The sequence below is a fragment of the Schlesneria paludicola DSM 18645 genome, assembly GCF_000255655.1.
In the GTDB taxonomy this organism is placed as follows: Bacteria; Planctomycetota; Planctomycetia; order Planctomycetales; family Planctomycetaceae; genus Schlesneria; species Schlesneria paludicola.
Map to the genome: position 1 here is coordinate 2,034,093 of NZ_JH636435.1, position 16,177 is coordinate 2,050,269.

Genomic DNA, 16,177 nt, shown 5'->3' on the forward strand with positions numbered 1-16,177 from the left:
GCAGGAATGATTCATGAGTGATCTTGCGATTCGTGTGGAAGGCTTGTCCAAATCATTTCGATTGGGACATCATCTGTCCTCTCACCGCTTCACCGAATTCATTGAAAACGTGGCGAAAGCCGCGGCAAGGCTGCCTGGCAAACTAGTTCATTCCAATTTGCCCTCGGGCACGCCAGCCACGAAATCATCTGATCCGTCGACGTTTTGGGCACTGCAAGATGTGTCGTTCGAAGTTCGGCAGGGAGAAGTCGTCGGGTTTGTCGGACGAAACGGCGCGGGGAAAAGCACACTGCTCAAGTTGCTATCCCGGATCACCTATCCAACGCACGGTCGGATCGAAATTCGCGGTCGTGTCCGCAGTCTGCTCGAAGTCGGAACGGGATTTCATCAGGACCTGACGGGTCGTGAGAACATCTTTCTGAACGGTGCCGTCATGGGAATGTCGCGCGGTGAAATCCGTCGCAAGTTCGACGAAATCGTGGCGTTCGCGGAAGTCGAAAAATTCCTCGACACCCCTGTGAAATATTATTCCAGCGGGATGTATGTGCGATTGGCGTTCTCTGTGGCGGCTCATTTGGAGCCGGAAATTCTGATCATTGACGAAGTGCTCGCCGTGGGCGACGCGGCATTCCAGCAGAAATGCATGGGAAAGATGGGCGCGGCCAGCCGCCAGGGGAAGACAATTCTGATCGTATCGCACAGTCTCGCCGCCGTGACAGCCCTTTGCGATCGCGCAATTCTCCTCGAAGGAGGACGCGTGACCGCCAACGGTGACGTGATCGATGTCGTCCGTCAGTATATGGCAAGCATGCGAACGACGGCCGGTGAGGCCGTCTGGCAAACCCAGGAACAGGCTCCCGGTAACGAGAAAATCCGGCTACACGCCGTTCGAATTCTCCAAGAGGGAATCGATGGGTCGGCGGCCGATGTGGATATCTCGAAAGAGATCGAAGTCCAGATCAGCTACTGGAACCTGATACCCGATCAGCAACTTTACGCGGCGATGTCTCTCAAGGACGCGAACGGCACGTTCGTCCTCAGGTCCTCAAACGCCCGATCCGTCAGTTCGACGGAAGACGAATGGTATGGCCGGTCGCAGCCGATTGGACTTTATCATGCCACCTGTACGATCCCCGGAAACTTTCTGAACCACGGCCAGTACCAAGTCTCTATCATCGTGGGCCAGGTTCCAGGGCGAACAATCATCGAAGAAGACGACGTAGTGAGATTCGACGTCCACGATACCGGCGCGATCCACGAGGACTTCTTCGGCAACTGGTCGGGCCCCGTGATTCGTCCACGACTTCCGTGGAACACCATTCAAGACCTGTCGACCTGATTGCCGAAGTTTGCCCTCGTTTCACGTGATGCAGCAGCAGTTTCAACAGAGACATGACCTGTCGCTTTGCGCGTTTCAGCCTTCCATGTTCTTCTTCATGAAGGCCAGCGCATTCTGAGCCAGATATTCTTCCGTGGGGAACATGCGACGCCAGATTTTCGTCGCGGCGGCCAGTTCGGGTAAGGCCAGGCCGAACGCTTCGACAGTCAGCCACCCGTCATACTTGAGCTCTTTCAAGGTTTGGAATGTGGTCTTCCAGTCAACATGGCCTTCGCCCGGTGTCGAGCGATCATTCTCGGAAATATGCACGTGGGTCACCTGATCCCAACAGCCGCGCATCGCTGCTGTTAGATCTTTTTCCTCGATATTGGCATGGAAGGTGTCGTACATCATCTTCAGATAGGGATGGTTCGCCTCGCGACAAAATCGTGCGTCGTCGGCGGCACTGGTCAGGAAGTAGCATTCGAATCGATTGAGGTATTCACAGGCCAGCATCACCTTGTTTTGCTGGGCATGGTCAGCCACCTGATGCAGTGTTTCTAGAGCCCACTTCCATTCATCCCCGGTCGCCCCCGTTCCCGAGAACGTTCCCAGTGCCGAATGAATCGGACCACAGAGCAGGGTCCCTCCCGCGGCGGCAACCGAGTCGATCACTTTTTTCAAACGAGTCAACGCGGCCGCGCGAATCGCGGGATCGGGCGAAATTGGATTCTCGGCGTCGGCACAGACCGTGACAGCCGTGCGAGCCAATCCAAGTTCATCGAGTTTCTTCCCCAGTTTCGCGAACTTCGCGGGATCGAGATCGAACACAGGAAGCTCAACGCCATCGTATCCCCACTTCTTGATGTTCTCGAGAATGCCATAATGCGCTTCGGTCACGTCGGACGTCCAAAGCAACATATTGAGTCCGTACTTCATAGCAAAACTTTCCTCAAGAACATCAAAATCAGGATTCGACCGACACGTCGTTGACAAGCCGCACTCACTGACGGCACAGACAACCGGCGACAGTTTGACTCGCTCAAGGACTCGATTCAAGCGACGACGCAATGCCTCGCTTGACGAGGGCAGCTGATCGATCAGTTGAAGCAAAACGAGTTCCATTGCTGGAACCAGGCGATCGTGACTCGGGATACCGCATTCGATCGCGGCATTCGACGTCACAGCATTCGGTAATGCTCGGCAGGCAAAAGGTCTCGCAGCCGCTGCCGGACAAGCATTCGTCCACTCGACACGACCGCAACGGCATGATCGGGAATGGGAGATAATTTGACGCGTTGCAAAACCTGATTCAAACGCCGTAGCAACGCCTGGTCATTCTCATAAGATCGCAAAAATTGTTCGCGGCGGTAGATGTCGATGAACCAGGCCAGGCGAATCGTCGGCGACTTCGCCATGCAGTTGACGGCCGTCTGAATCGTGATGGGATCCACTCCGTCGAGAATCCGCCAGTATTCTTCGAATTGAGTCGGATATTTTTCCGCCAGAACGCCATCGAGCAGTAATTCCATCCCCACGTGGCCCAGGAAGCCGCAATGATATTGTTCGTCGCGTCCCAAGTGTTCGCGAAACCAGTGAGTCAGCTCGCCTGTCACTTCCACGAATCCGCGAGTCGCGTGGAACCAGTCGTCGTCGTTCAGATGCTGCAAAGCCCCCGCCGCGACATCCGCCTGAACCGTCGACTCGGCCGTCAGCCACGGTTCCAGGAGCCGTGGTCGCAAGCGGACTTTTCGATCCGCCACGGACAGCCAGTCGGGAATCGCCGTTCCGGCCATGTAGTACGGGCGGTCAAAATGATTCAGCGCATGCGCGAAGTAGTTCATCGTTTCTCTGCAGAATGACGGCAGCATACCGGACGACATCAGTTTAGCAGCCCGTTGAAGTAAGGGGGACAGGCACCTTGGCGTTTACGATGTCATGGCCTTTTTTACTTTGGCCGGAGCCAGTCCCCGTAACTTCAGCTGGCTGTTAGATCGCCCCCACTTGTCAGCCAGCTGAGTTACGAACGTTGAATCACCGCTTGTCGGCGACCTGAGTCGCAATAGCAATCGCTCAGATCGTTTCAACGCATCAAATCCCTTCAACATCCTCGTCGGAGTTGGCCAATGCCTCTTCCTTCAAATCCAACTTTTCTCTAGAACATGCCACCGCAATTTGCCGAGCGATCGGGTCGCCTGAAACTCAGGAATCTCGCGGTCCTTCGCCTTGGTAAACACAACTCGTCCGAAAGCGTTTGTATGGCAGGTCCACATTTTGACTATCGTGTTCGTGAGAGTGCTCGCGCGAAGTATATGAGCCTTCGCGTCAGTGTTGATCGCGGACTGGAAGTCGTGGTACCGCGGGGCTTCAATCGCAAACTGATCCCCTCGTTTCTGAACGAGAAACTGGACTGGGTTCATTCGGCAATGGCCAAGGTCGAACAGGCACGAGAGCGTCGCACGGCGACTCCCGCCGAAGTCTTGCCAACACAGATCACGCTGCCTTCGATCGGCCGCACCTGGTTTGTCGACTATCTACCGCAGGCCGGTCAGCAGGTTTCTCTGGTCGATCATGGAGACGGTCGGCTACAGATTTCCGGGCCAATCGACAGCATCCCGGCCTGCCACTCGGTCCTGCAGCGATGGCTGCGACGACAGGCATTTACCGCACTGGTACCGTGGATTCGCAGCCTGAGCGTCGAAACGGGAATCGCGTTCGTTCAGACGGCGATTCGCTGTCAGAAAAGCCGTTGGGGAAGTTGCTCATCCAGTGGAACAATCAGTCTTAACCAGAAACTGCTTTTCGTTGATCCCGACCTGGTGCGTTACGTGCTGATCCACGAACTGTGCCACATGCGCGAGATGAATCATTCGCAGCGATACTGGAATCTAGTCGGTCAGTTCTACCCCGACTATCGGATGGCGCGACGTCGCTTGAAAGAAGCCTGGTTTCAGATGCCAGTCTGGGCGGGCTAACAGCCTGTTGAAACATGGGGACAGGTACCTGAACCTTCACGGCGCCAGAATCCAGGTGGAGCCAGTCCCTGCCATTTCAATAAATCACGAAGAGCCTGTTTTCATCGCACGAGTGAAGCATCATCTGCCTTTTGGTCGCGATGAACGCCGTCTGCCATGTGACCTTCACTACAGATGGTGATCGCCAATCCGGGCGCCACTTAGCAAACTATCAACACGCTCGCGAACATTCGCGACCCGCTGGCTGACGACACGAACGGCGATACGCGTTTCATGCATAAGCAGGATTGATCCGTAAATAATCGCGCTCACGGCGACAAGCCCCGTGGCGACCCCGGCAACTTCCAGAACGATCACAAGCCTCACCCCATCCACAGGTGCCAGAACCGCACCGAGCAGCGAAATGAACGCGGCGGACGCAAACGCACCTAGGGCCACATAGAAGCTGCGAAGTGACCGCAACAAGAGCAATGCCCGTTGCTCGGCCGCTGCGAGTTCACGCAAGCGCCGCTGTGGCTCCGTTCCAGAAAAGTCTTTCGTCTCTTCAAGCTGCTTCGAAATCTCTCGTGCACGATCGACGCTGCGCGCCAGACGATTGCTGGTGCTCATGATCAGCAACGACGATGCGTTCGTGAGAATGGCAGGAGCCACGATCAGCGAAAGGACTGCGAACGGATTCGATTCCATCGTGCGGTTCGATACCTGCAAGACAAGATGAAACACAGAACGCTGCATGAAGCATGCAGGGCCGACCAGCAGTGCCTCGCGGACTGACGATCATGGCGAACGCAGTGTACTTCGTAACCTGGAAAAAGAAAAAAGGGTCCGCACTGGATCAGTACGAACCCTTTGAATTCACGATCGCTTCGTGAAACCGAAATCAGTTGCTGGCTGGCTTCGGAGCTTCGGCTGGCGGAGGAGCCGGAGCGTTGGTTGGAGCTGGCGTTGGCGACGAAATCGTCGCTGGAGCTGCTACTGCTGGAGCAGCGCTGCAGCCGCTGGTGCAACCGGTTGCGACAGCCGTCGTACCGCAGGTGTTGCATCCAGTGTTGCAGGTGTTGCAAACTGGAGCTGGAGCGGCGCAACCGCATGATGGTGCCGGAGCGGCACAGCAACGGGTGCGATGGCAGCGAACGCGTGGTTGCTTGCAGCAACGAGCTTCAGCCGAGGATGCGACCGAGAACAGGACCGCAGCAGCGGCCAACATACAAAATGCGCGACTCATATCTCACTCCTTCACAAATCACGGGAGACCAACACGAGAAAGACCGACCATCGGCTTCCTCAATTCATTCCTCGCCTGAGACTCTCAACGGTTGATGTCGCAGGTGAAAAAGTTGTCAGTCTAGAGAGTATTCTCCGACTTTCCCGTCTACGTCGTGTGCAGAATATCAGGGAGATACTCGTTGTCAAACGACCCCGGAAGTTTTATTTCCCCCAGATTCGCGCTACGCAGGTTGAGTAACTTGACAATTGGAAATGACATTCAACCAACGTCACGCCGCTTCTAACCGCGCGATCGGGCGAGGGCTTCACGCAGGGGAACGAGCATCTGTCCCATCGTCGGCCAACGGTCGCGCGGATCACGCGCTAAACCGCGCATGATTGTGTTCGCAACGACGGGATCGATGTCGGGAACAAGCTTCTGCAATTCTTTGGGAGGAATATTGATGTGCTGGACAACGGCTTCCAATGTCTCACCACCGGGCCAGGGAAGCTCACGTGTGTACATTTCAAAACAGGTCACAGCATAGGCAAAAATATCAATTCTCTGATCTGTACGTTGACGCTTGATCAACTCCGGCGCCATGTAGACGGCGGTCCCCGTTCGATTCCCCGGAGCCTGATACTCAGGCGTGTTCGGTACCACCAGACCGAAATCGATCAACTTCAGTGACAGATCCTGACTGATCACGATATTCCGCGGACAGATATCGCGATGAATCCAGTTCTGTCGGTGGAAGTATTCGATCGCCTCTCCCAGCTCCACGATAAAGCGCAGGCGATTCTTCTTCATCACTTCGTTCTGTACATCGACCAGATAACTCAGCGACATTCCTTCGATGAACTCCATCACCAGGAACTGCTCGTTGTCTTTCGTCACCCCGTGCTCGAAGGTCTGCACGATATGGGGATGCTTCAGAGTGACTGCGATATCGCCCTCGATCGGCTTCGGTTCTTTCATCTTCAAGAAGCGAGATTCCAATCGCTTCGTCTTTTCGCGATCAAGAACTTTGACCGCCACCGTCTTGCCCGTGCGCTGATCAACGGCACGCCAGACCTTCGACATGCTGCCTTGTCCCACTCGGCACACCAATTGAAACCGCGCACCGATATCGACTTTGGCAACGCGGCGCCGGGGACTAAGCAACTTTTTGAGGAAGTTCAACATGGGATTGAATACGAAACGAACTCGCTTCGCCACCACGAGGGAAATCGTTCGACGTTCAACAGTGATTACATTCCGCAATAGTCAATCAAACGCGAGATTTCCGTTCTCAATTCGGGTCTTGGCACAATTCGATCAATGAATCCATGCTCCAGCAGAAACTCACTGGTCTGAAAACCCGCCGGCAAGTCAATCTTGCATGTCGCACGCACGACACGCGGCCCCGCGAAGCCGACGAGCGCTTTGGGCTCGGCCAATGTGATATCGCCCAACGATGCAAAGCTGGCCGCCACGCCCCCCATGGTCGGGTTCGTCAGCACCGAGATATACAATCCGCCCGCCGCTTGGAATCGCCCCAGCGCCGCGCTGACCTTACCCATTTGCATCAGCGACAGAATTCCTTCGTGCATTCGCGCGCCACCGCCTGATCCGCTCAGAATCACCAGCGGCAGTTTCAGGCGTGTTGCTTCTTCGACGGACCGGGTCAGCATCTCGCCGACGACCGATCCCATACTTCCCATAATGAACGACGAATCGGTCAACGCGAACACAAGTGGGCGACCGCGCATGTATCCGCGCCCGGCAATGCACGCATCGCGCATTCCCGTCTTCTGCTGTTCGAGGACCAGACGTTCTTTGTACGGCTTGGAGTCCGCAAAACCGAGCGGATCCTTTGAAGTCAGGTTGCCAAACCATTCTTCAAAACTGTCTTCGTCCAAGAGTTGCTGAATCCGCACTCGACCCGGAACCAGAAAGTGGTGCCGACAGTCAGGACACAGATACAGATTTTGCTCGACCTGCTTCCGATAAACGGTGTTCTTACACGAAGGACACTGGATCCACAGACCTTCGGGAACGCCGCGTTTTTTTCGCGGCGCTTCACCGTTCAGTTCGGTCTTATGAACGTCTCGCTGCTGAGGAGGAATATCCGAATTCATCCGCTTTTGTTCCATCTTCGCCAGGGTTTCATGCGTGATTGTGTCTGAGGACGAAGTCATTATTTCCGTTTCGCGACTTGTCAGGAAAAAATCTGTCAGGGAAAAATGCGGCTTGTGATTTGAGACGCAGGCATCGGATGCGGGACAGGATGCGTTCCCTTCGTCGCGAGGCCCCTTCGATTCTACAGAGTCTCGATTTAATTGGCCAATTCCGCTTTCGCAAATTGCGCATCCAGGTCGTAAGAGGCTTTAAAATCCCCGGCACCAACCGTTCACTCAACTGCCAACCGTAGCTGGTCACTATGCATGTTCGCTATAAGGAAATTCCTCCGCTCCACGAAATCGGACAGGTTTTATCATGATTCGCTGGTTCATCGTCGCTTTTTTTGCCACCACGTGCGTACCACTGGCCTTCGCCGAGAATTGGCCAGGCTGGCGAGGTCCACGCGGCGATGGCAGCAGTCTCGACACCAACGTTCCGACCGAATGGAACGTCGAAACCAATCAGAACCTGACATGGAAGACAGAAATTCCCTACACGGGACATTCGTCACCCATTGTCTGGGACGATCACGTGTTCGTGACGGGCGCCGATGAAAATCAATTGCGTCGAATGCTGATGGCCTTCCATCGAACAACGGGAGAACTTCTCTGGGAAGAGGTCGTCAGTGAATCACCGTTGGAACACAAACACAAGTTGAACAGTTGGGCGTCGGGAACCCCTGCGACGGACGGTCAGTATGTCTATGTAACGTTTCTTGACCAGCGTGAGATGGTCGTCGCAGCGTACGATTTCTCGGGCGAGCGACGGTGGTTCGTCAAACCTGGAGTCTTCGCCAGCGTCCACGGCTTCTGCAGTTGCCCTGTCGTGTTTGAAGGATCGGTGATCCTCAATGGCGACCACGATGGGGAAGCGTATCTTGTTTCGCTCGACCGCGCGTCAGGAGAGACTCTGTGGAAGACTTCGCGCGAAAACAAAACGCGCAGTTACTGCACGCCGATCATTCGCGAGATCGATGGCCGTACACAGTTGATCCTATCGGGAAGCAAATGCGTGGCGAGTTACGATCCACGGACCGGTCAACGGCATTGGATTCTTGACGGCCCCACCGAGCAGTTTGTCGCGTCACCGGTCGTCAATCAGGGACTGGTATTTATCACAGGCGGGTTTCCCGATAAACACATCCTGGCGATCGATCCTCGCGGTTCGGGCAAGATCGACAATGCCAGTCATGTCAAATGGCACCACTTGAATAAGGGAGTCTCGTACGTCCCGTCACCCGTTGCGGCGGGTCGTTACTTCTTCTGTATTTCCGATGGTGGAATCGGCAGTTGCTTCGACGCGAAAACGGGTGATATCAAATGGCAGGAGCGACTCGGGCGCCATCACAGTTCCTCGCTCGTTGCCACTACTGAGCATGTCTATTTCCTGGATGACGACGGAAACATGCACGTCACGAAAGCCTCCGACGAATTCGAAGTGGTCGCGAAGAATCCCCTGGGTGAAGCCAGCTATTCCTCACCCGCAATTCACAATGGCCAGATTCTGATTCGCGGCGAAAAGCATCTATTCTGCATCGGTTCGCCTTGATCGAAATTGGCGGGGCGGGGCCGCCATCATATCAAAAAACCTGAATTCAAACTGAACGACAGGATGTCTGTATTGTACGTCGAGTAGGACTATCGCAAACTCGACAGTAGCGTGCGGTTCCCTTGAGTTCCGCCGTTCCCTCGCTCGTCATTTACGAGTAAAATCCGCCATAACGGACTGACATATCATTTGGTTCTTCGATCGGGATGAAAGTCATCATGAAGCGCATTGCTCCCCAATCTCCATCGCGGCAACGTCGCGGCTTCACCTTGACGGAAGTCTTGTTGGTGCTCGCAATCCTGGGCGTCATCGCAGCGATGGTGGTGCCAAATCTGATGTCACGACAACAGGAAGCGCTGAATCGACAGACTAAGGTCAATATCACCAGTTTTGAGCGAATCGCGCAAAACTATGCGGTCGACCACGAAGGCGAGTGGCCTCGCGACATCAATTCGATGATGAACCCCGGTCAGGACTCGGACGGAAAGAATCGGGCACCGTACATGGATGTCGTGCCCAAAGACGGCTGGAATCAGCCCTTGTACTACGAATATCCCAACAGTAAGTCCTCGAACAGCGACAAACCCGCGATCTGGTCGTCAGGCAAGAATAAACAAAACGAAGACGGCGGTGGGGACGACATCAATAACTGGAGCACCAAATAAGTTCGTGCGAGAGTTCGTTTCGTCTTCGCGTCTGTCGACCGCACCCTGAGCCTGTTGAATTGACCAGGCATGCCTACCGCGAACACCGCCACCGTTGTGATGTCTCGACTCGCGAGACTGGTGGCGGTTGATGACGCGTGGCTTGTCGCTCTCCGCGGCACACTACGCCGACTGGCAACCGAGCCCGTCAGGCTCATCATCGGACAGCAAACGGCTGGCTCTGACTTCGTGCGGCATGCCGCTTCTCGTTTGCAGATCCCCGTTGAGAGCCTCACTCTTGCACACCCGCAATCGCCCGACGAAGGTGGGCCACCCGAACGAGACCGAATCGTCGTCCAGTCGGCACAGACGGTGTTTGTCCTGACGCTTCGAACGGGCGGCAATCTGCATCAGCTTCTCCGCCAGCGACTGCTCGAACAGAGTGGACCTGTCGTTCTGGTCGATCTCCCGCATCTGCAATCCGAGCCTGCACGCACGGAACTTTGCGAACTCGGCGCAACAACCTGGGCACCGACCACAGAACAATGCCGTCCTTTCGATACCGTTGCCGAAACCACTGACCTCGACAAACAACGCTCGAACTCGCGCCAACCCGAGATCCTTGAAATCGTTCCGTTCCCCGATGCGGAACACTGGAAGTTTCTGACGCACACCACGCGCGCCTGCCCTGGTCCTTGGCCAGGTGATGGGTTCGAGACCTACGTCAATCAACTTCTTGCATCGCAACCGTCAGCCGACCATTCTCCACTGGGATCGCTGCTTCGAATTCTCCAACAGCGTCGTCTGATCGCGTCCCGACGTGCAATTCGGGGTGGCTATTCCGTCGTGAGCCTTACCGCTTGTCCGTTACAAGACCTTCCCAGACTCCATCAATTTCGACCTCATCGCGTCCGTTGGGACTTCGAACCATTCGGCCTTTGCCTCAGAAAAGACTGGTTGTGCCGCCGCGGCGCACGCCCCGTCGCGTACGGCGATGAAGAACACTGGCAAGCACTTGCCGAACAGGATCGTCCCTTCTTTCAACTCGCGACCGGCATCACGGGGATCGACTGGTCGGTTGAGAACGAATGGAGACATGTCGGGGATCTTGATTTGTCGGAATTGACCGCCGACGACGTCATTCTGTTTGTTCCTCACACCGCCGCCGCGCGGTCGGTTGCCAACGTCAGCGATTGGCCCATCACGCTCTGGCCGCAGTAGCCCGTCGCCATGAGTCCGTCGTCCCGATATCGCCGACACCAATTTCGTGTTTGATCCAATCGCGATCACCCTGCGTTGATCCACGCGGAACGACTTCTTGCCTGTTCCGAAGGCGTTCTCCGTTGCACGAGCGAACAGGTCATCCATCGCGTTTGATGGATGACGGTTTGACAAAACGTAGACCGAACCTGCGTCAAACCGAAGTGTCTGACATTTTTGGAACAACCTCGCGGGGTGAGTCAACCGATTCTTAGAACAGGTGAACGAAGGACAATTTGAGGTTTCTAACGGAATAAACTGGAGTCAATCGCTCGACGCATGCAGGAAGATGTGCCATCTTTCGATCCGCCGAGCGAATATTCAGGCAATTTCTGCGAGAAACCAGCTTCGGCATCTGTACGCTGGCGAATCGATCGAACGTCTCTATCTCGTCGAACTGATCAGGAATCGCTCGAATGCATCAAGACCTGGTTTCCCTGGGTGAGCAAAGCTGGCAACACCGCTTGGCTCAAATCATGGAAACCATGCGAGAACTCAGCGTTCAAACCGATCCGCAGGCAATGGTTCGTCAGTATTACACCCGCATGCGGCAGGTCAATCCGCAAATTGATCGACGACTGGCAATGAGTCGTCGGGGACTGGTCTATCCTCAATTTCGAATCACGCGGTACAGCGAGTGGAACGATGACGTCAATCCGTGGAAAGAGCCAGATCGATTGCCGCTGCTGTCGGGCGGAATTCTTGCAGAACTGATTTATGCCGATGAGCCCCGGATCATCAATGATCTGGTATTTGCCGCAGACGATCCTGCAGCCGAGTACTTGACAGGTCAGCGTTCGCTGCAGGCAATTCCACTGATGGAGCAGGGGAAATCGTTAAACATGTCGCTGCACACTCGCAGCATCGCGAATGGATTTTCCTACGAACATCTTCCCGAAGCGGTCTGGCTGGCCAATCTTTTTGGACGAGCCACAAGCAGCCAGGTTCTGGCCGGACAACTCAAAGCCGCCTATGAAGAAATCGATCGTGAGCTGAAGGCCGTTGCACGTATTCAGCGATCACTACTGCCTTCTCGGCTCCCGAAAATCTCACGCCTCAAGCTGGCCGCACATTATCAGACAGCACGGCGCGCGGGCGGCGACTACTACGACTTCTTCCCTTTGACAGACGGTCAGTGGGGATTGCTAATCGCCGACGTCAGCGGCCATGGAACCCCCGCCGCCGTCGTCATGGCGGTCGTTCACAATATCGCGCACACCTATCCTGGCCCGCCCCTGTCACCCGGACAAATGCTGACGTATCTCAACGAGAAACTCTGCAGCTACTATGTTGGAAATACCGGCACGTTTGTGACGGCCTTCTACGCCGTTTACGACCCCGTCTCGCTTCGACTGACATATTCCTCAGCAGGGCACAATCCGCCGCGTTTACGCCCCGGCGTTGCCGGCCCCATCCAATCACTGGAACATGCTCAGAATCTTCCGCTGGGGGTTGACTCGAAATTTGACGCCATCGAGGCGACTGTCGAAATGCACGCGGGTGATCAACTGGTTCTCTACACCGACGGAATCGTCGAAGCCGGTGACCCGAATCGAGAACTGTTCGGCACAGATCGACTTGACGCGGAATTGTCGAACTGCACATCCGAGCCGCAAGAGATTATCGAGACCGTCTTGCATGCCGTAAAACGCTTTACTTCCGGAGGCGCGCCCACCGACGATCGAACCATTGTCGTCGGTCGAATCGGCTGAAGGTTGACATCTGTCGACGGACAAAACCGACGTCGAGACGGCTGAAAGGCTTCGCCACGAATCCTGACTTGGTTACAATCGGCTGTGTCTGGTAGAGCTTCAGTCCTGAGTTGACACGTCGAGGAACAGTAGATGACGACCCCCAATTTCTGCGGCCGAACACGACGCGAATTCCTCTGGCAGACAGGGGCGGGTTTCGGTGGGACGGCATTGGCGGGAATGCTGCAGCGTGACGGCTTCCTTTCCTCGTGTTTGCTGGCGAAAGAGGCCGAAGGCCACCACAACCCATTGGCGCCCAAGGAACCTCAGTTCGCCCCCAAAGCGAAAAACGTGATTTTCCTGTTCATGTACGGCGGCCCAAGCCATATCGACACATTTGATTACAAGCCCGCGATGAAGGGGCGCGACAACCAGACAATCGAAGTCAAGACATTCGGACGCGGCGGCCACAAGAATCAGGGGCGAATTGTCGAGCCGCGCTGGAACTTCAAGCAGTACGGCGAATGCGGCAAGTGGGTCAGTGACTTGTTTCCGCACCTGGCCACATGCGTCGACGATATCGCGTTTCTGCATTCGATGACGGCCGACTCGCCCATTCATGGCTCGGCGATGCTCATGATGAATTCGGGCAAGATTCTGTCCGGAAGTCCCTGCCTGGGTTCGTGGGTGAACTATGGCTTGGGCAGCAACAATGAAAACCTGCCGGGTTTCGTCGTGATGCTCGATCCGTCGGGCGGACCGATCAGCGGAGCGAAGAACTGGTCCAGCGGCTACATGCCGGCAACGTACCAGGGAACCATCTTGCGTTCCAAAGGTGCCCCGATCATCGATCTGAATACGCCCGAGGGAACCACGCGGGCTGTCCAGCGGGAACTGCTCGATTCATTAAACGCGATCAACTCGACGCACGCCGCCACGCGCGCCGACAATTCGGAACTGGCCGCACGCATTCACAGTTACGAACTCGCATTCAAGATGCAAAAACACGCCCCCGAAGCGGTTGATTTCTCACAAGAGACTGCCGAGACGCAAAAAATGTACGGGCTCGATCAGCCGCGGACGCAAGACTTCGGTAAGCGCTGCCTGCTTGCGCGACGATTGGTCGAACGCGGCGTACGTTTCATCCAACTGTATTCTGGCGGAAGTCATAACGACGCGAACTGGGACGCGCATGGTGATCTCGAAAAGAACCACAACTTCCATGCAGGGAATACGGACCAACCGATCGCGGCCCTGTTGAAAGATCTCAAGCAGCGCGGACTGCTCAAAGACACACTCGTCGTGTGGGGTGGTGAGTTTGGACGGCAGCCGACTGCGGAATACGCAGCGGGCACAGGCCGTGATCACAATGCCTACGGATTCACCATGTGGATGGCCGGCGGGGGTATCAAAGGCGGGACGAGTGTGGGCACAACGGATGAAATCGGCTCCGCAGCGGTTGAATCACCATTCCATGTCAAACGCCTGCATGCGACGGTCCTGAACCAAATGGGACTGAATCCAAATGGATTCAGCTATTTCCACGGCGGGCTCGACCAGAAGTTGGTCGGCGTCGAACATGTCGACCCGATCCAGGAAATCATCTGACCGCCCATCACCAGCGTCGACGATCGACTCGACGCCGTTCACACAAAGATGGCCATGGTCATCTTGGCAATCGCATTGCGCGAATCCAAGCGATGTCCCGCTCCGAGGCACCCATCGACTTCAATCATCAATGGCGACAAATCTGCTGGGGGCACGGAAGAACGCCTCGGCATTTTCACGGCAACTGAAGAGATACAGTTGCTGGCGGTGCCACAAACCGAATTGAAGAGTCCCCTGAATCGCCCGGCGATCGTTTCGAACCGCGACCACGTCCAATCCGCCAGCCGCAGGGGCATAGCGTTGCGGTGTCGCCTGAAATTTTCGCAGCGCTTCGGCAGACGAGAATCGATAGCGGCGCGATTGATACTCGAACGTATACGTCGACGTCCCGGAAACAATTCGGCTTTCTTCGAAGAGTGTGACCAGGCAGGTCCGACAAACTCCTTTGTCATCAAACATGGCCGTGTCGGTCATAACGGAACGACGGACACCCTGACTGTGCCATTCGGGTGATCGGCTGTCCCGCTGGTCGCGATGGGCATGCGGCGTCTTCCGCCATGCCGTCAGAACGGGGGGATGCGATTCTGTTACCGGCGGCTCAACAACCGACTCCGTTGTGGTCACGAAGTCGGACTCACTCTTTGACTGAAGTTCGGCCGCAATGGCCTCCCAAGCGGGTTCCTCTTGAGTCTCCGTTACCAGTTGAGTCTCCGTCACCGGCAACACAGGCTCGGCGGTATTCGCGTGTGCGGCGATTGGCTCATCGGGTTGAGTTTTGACTTCAACCTCTTGATCAAACACATTTTCCAGTTCGTCGGTCACCTCAAACGACGAGCGGCGATCGACGGTCGGAACATCAGCAACCGTCGTCTCTGGTTCGGGTGGAGGCAGTTCGATCTGAACGTCGACGTCAGGGCTCACAGTTTCAGGGCTTAGTACTTCAGGACTCAATACCGTGTGGTTCGTCAGCTCAATTGATGCATTCGGTACGATGGCGGCCTCGTTTGGCAACCGCGTTTTGGCGGTGGAAACGGGCAGGGTGAATTCACTGGTCTGCACACTCAGACTGGGGGTTTTGTACTTCGCCAGAAACTCGGGTGCTGCAGGGGCAGGGGGCACATCAATCACCTGCGTGGCAACCTGCTTGCTGCGTGCGCGATCGCCTCGCGCAATTTGAATCGTTTCCAGCCGGCGCAGCGCTTCGGTCTCGTTGCTCACGATTCGAAACATTGCCAGGCTGCCATCGTCTTTTCCGCACCAGGCTTTTGCGATCGCCAGATTGTTGATCGATCGCGGGTTGCTGCCATTCAATTTGACCGACTGTTCCAGCAGCGATTCCGCCCGTGAATAGTCTTTCTTCATGAACGCCGCATACCCCATGTCGGCCAGCAATTCCGCATCGTTCGGCGTCTTCGCAAGTGCCTGGCGCAGGTAGTGATCTGCGTCCTGATGAAGATTCAATCGCGTGCAGACAACACCCAATCGATGACAACATTCGACATTACCGGGATCTTGCCGATAGACATCTTCATAAAGCTGTTTCGCCTGAACTAAGTTACCCCGGCCTTCTTCCTGTCGTGCAAGGTTCAAATTTCCCGCGTTGATCGGAGGTGCCGCAACAATAGACGGCGGAGATGCCGATGCCGCCGGATGGCAGACGGTTTGTCGAGGCATCTGTGCACACCCCATTGCCAACACGGGGGCAGCCGTCAAGGCAACGCTCAATGCAGCTCGATGTAGAGAGCTCATCAGGCCCATCCTTC

At 55.7% G+C, this 16,177-nt stretch carries 13 protein-coding genes; 7 read left to right on the forward strand and 6 right to left on the reverse strand.

The features are described 5' to 3' along the window. Positions 1–13: 13 nt before the first annotated feature. Positions 14–1,339, forward strand: a complete 1,326-nt coding sequence (locus tag OSO_RS0126235; protein WP_010586002.1) for an ABC transporter ATP-binding protein — start codon at positions 14–16, stop codon at positions 1,337–1,339. Positions 1,340–1,414: 75 nt separating this feature from the next. Here the strand turns inward: OSO_RS0126235 and OSO_RS0126240 are convergent, their stop codons facing one another. Together OSO_RS0126240 and OSO_RS0126245 are read right to left on the reverse strand one after the other, a co-directional pair. Beyond that, entirely contained in the window at positions 1,415–2,257 is an 843-nt protein-coding gene (locus OSO_RS0126240; protein ID WP_029247497.1) for a sugar phosphate isomerase/epimerase family protein, read from the reverse strand. A gap of 242 nt (positions 2,258–2,499) precedes the next feature. Next, positions 2,500–3,162, reverse strand: coding sequence for a hypothetical protein (locus OSO_RS0126245; protein ID WP_029247498.1), 663 nt, complete (start codon positions 3,160–3,162; stop codon positions 2,500–2,502). Positions 3,163–3,576: 414 nt separating this feature from the next. On the opposite strand from OSO_RS0126245, the gene OSO_RS0126255 reads away from it, so the two are divergent. Continuing rightward, on the forward strand, positions 3,577–4,293 hold the full coding sequence (locus OSO_RS0126255; protein WP_029247500.1) for a M48 family metallopeptidase: 717 nt from the start codon (positions 3,577–3,579) through the stop codon (positions 4,291–4,293). 168 nt (positions 4,294–4,461) lie between these two features. Here OSO_RS0126255 and OSO_RS48580 read toward each other — a convergent pair whose 3' ends face one another. The 3 genes from OSO_RS48580 to accD form a co-directional block, all read right to left on the reverse strand. Continuing rightward, a complete protein-coding gene (locus tag OSO_RS48580) occupies positions 4,462–4,980 on the reverse strand; it encodes a DUF2721 domain-containing protein (RefSeq protein ID WP_010586006.1) in 519 nt (172 codons plus the stop codon). 820 nt (positions 4,981–5,800) lie between these two features. Next, on the reverse strand, positions 5,801–6,718 hold the full coding sequence (locus OSO_RS0126275; RefSeq protein ID WP_237729337.1) for a serine/threonine protein kinase: 918 nt from the start codon (positions 6,716–6,718) through the stop codon (positions 5,801–5,803). 32 nt (positions 6,719–6,750) lie between these two features. After that, positions 6,751–7,620 carry an acetyl-CoA carboxylase, carboxyltransferase subunit beta gene (gene accD, locus OSO_RS0126280; RefSeq protein ID WP_157605705.1) on the reverse strand — a complete coding sequence of 290 codons (870 nt, stop codon included), beginning with the start codon at positions 7,618–7,620 and terminating at the stop codon, positions 6,751–6,753. Positions 7,621–7,978: 358 nt separating this feature from the next. Here accD and OSO_RS0126285 point away from each other — a divergent pair, with 358 nt between their 5' ends. The 5 genes from OSO_RS0126285 (at position 7,979) to OSO_RS0126310 (ending at position 14,414) form a co-directional block, all read left to right on the forward strand. Continuing rightward, positions 7,979–9,211, forward strand: coding sequence for a BamB-related PQQ repeat family beta-propellar protein (locus OSO_RS0126285; RefSeq protein WP_010586009.1), 1,233 nt, complete (start codon positions 7,979–7,981; stop codon positions 9,209–9,211). Between the two features lie 218 nt (positions 9,212–9,429). Beyond that, entirely contained in the window at positions 9,430–9,876 is a 447-nt protein-coding gene (locus tag OSO_RS0126290) for a type II secretion system protein (protein WP_010586010.1), read from the forward strand. A gap of 69 nt (positions 9,877–9,945) precedes the next feature. Then, entirely contained in the window at positions 9,946–11,076 is a 1,131-nt protein-coding gene (locus OSO_RS0126295; RefSeq protein WP_010586011.1) for a hypothetical protein, read from the forward strand. A 455-nt stretch (positions 11,077–11,531) separates the two neighbouring features. Beyond that, entirely contained in the window at positions 11,532–12,827 is a 1,296-nt protein-coding gene (locus OSO_RS0126305; RefSeq protein ID WP_010586012.1) for a PP2C family protein-serine/threonine phosphatase, read from the forward strand. Between the two features lie 132 nt (positions 12,828–12,959). Continuing rightward, positions 12,960–14,414, forward strand: a complete 1,455-nt coding sequence (locus OSO_RS0126310) for a DUF1501 domain-containing protein (RefSeq protein WP_010586013.1) — start codon at positions 12,960–12,962, stop codon at positions 14,412–14,414. A gap of 120 nt (positions 14,415–14,534) precedes the next feature. Here OSO_RS0126310 and OSO_RS0126320 read toward each other — a convergent pair whose 3' ends face one another. Further along, positions 14,535–16,163 (reverse strand): tetratricopeptide repeat protein, encoded by a 1,629-nt coding sequence (locus OSO_RS0126320; protein ID WP_010586014.1) that lies wholly within the window; start codon positions 16,161–16,163, stop codon positions 14,535–14,537. Between the last annotated feature and the right edge of the window lie 14 nt (positions 16,164–16,177).

What these genes read in the sequence shown, in the direction of transcription:
- OSO_RS0126295 (WP_010586011.1), top strand. Translation starts at nt 9,946, where the DNA reads ATGCCTACCGCGAACACCGCCACCGTTGTGATGTCTCGACTCGCGAGA.
- accD (WP_157605705.1), bottom strand. Translation starts at nt 7,620, where the DNA reads ATGAATTCGGATATTCCTCCTCAGCAGCGAGACGTTCATAAGACCGAA.
- OSO_RS48580 (WP_010586006.1), bottom strand. Translation starts at nt 4,980, where the DNA reads ATGGAATCGAATCCGTTCGCAGTCCTTTCGCTGATCGTGGCTCCTGCC.
- OSO_RS0126235 (WP_010586002.1), top strand. Translation starts at nt 14, where the DNA reads ATGAGTGATCTTGCGATTCGTGTGGAAGGCTTGTCCAAATCATTTCGA.
- OSO_RS0126320 (WP_010586014.1), bottom strand. Translation starts at nt 16,163, where the DNA reads ATGAGCTCTCTACATCGAGCTGCATTGAGCGTTGCCTTGACGGCTGCC.
- OSO_RS0126285 (WP_010586009.1), top strand. Translation starts at nt 7,979, where the DNA reads ATGATTCGCTGGTTCATCGTCGCTTTTTTTGCCACCACGTGCGTACCA.
- OSO_RS0126240 (WP_029247497.1), bottom strand. Translation starts at nt 2,257, where the DNA reads ATGAAGTACGGACTCAATATGTTGCTTTGGACGTCCGACGTGACCGAA.
- OSO_RS0126290 (WP_010586010.1), top strand. Translation starts at nt 9,430, where the DNA reads ATGAAGCGCATTGCTCCCCAATCTCCATCGCGGCAACGTCGCGGCTTC.
- OSO_RS0126305 (WP_010586012.1), top strand. Translation starts at nt 11,532, where the DNA reads ATGCATCAAGACCTGGTTTCCCTGGGTGAGCAAAGCTGGCAACACCGC.
- OSO_RS0126245 (WP_029247498.1), bottom strand. Translation starts at nt 3,162, where the DNA reads ATGAACTACTTCGCGCATGCGCTGAATCATTTTGACCGCCCGTACTAC.
- OSO_RS0126310 (WP_010586013.1), top strand. Translation starts at nt 12,960, where the DNA reads ATGACGACCCCCAATTTCTGCGGCCGAACACGACGCGAATTCCTCTGG.
- OSO_RS0126255 (WP_029247500.1), top strand. Translation starts at nt 3,577, where the DNA reads ATGGCAGGTCCACATTTTGACTATCGTGTTCGTGAGAGTGCTCGCGCG.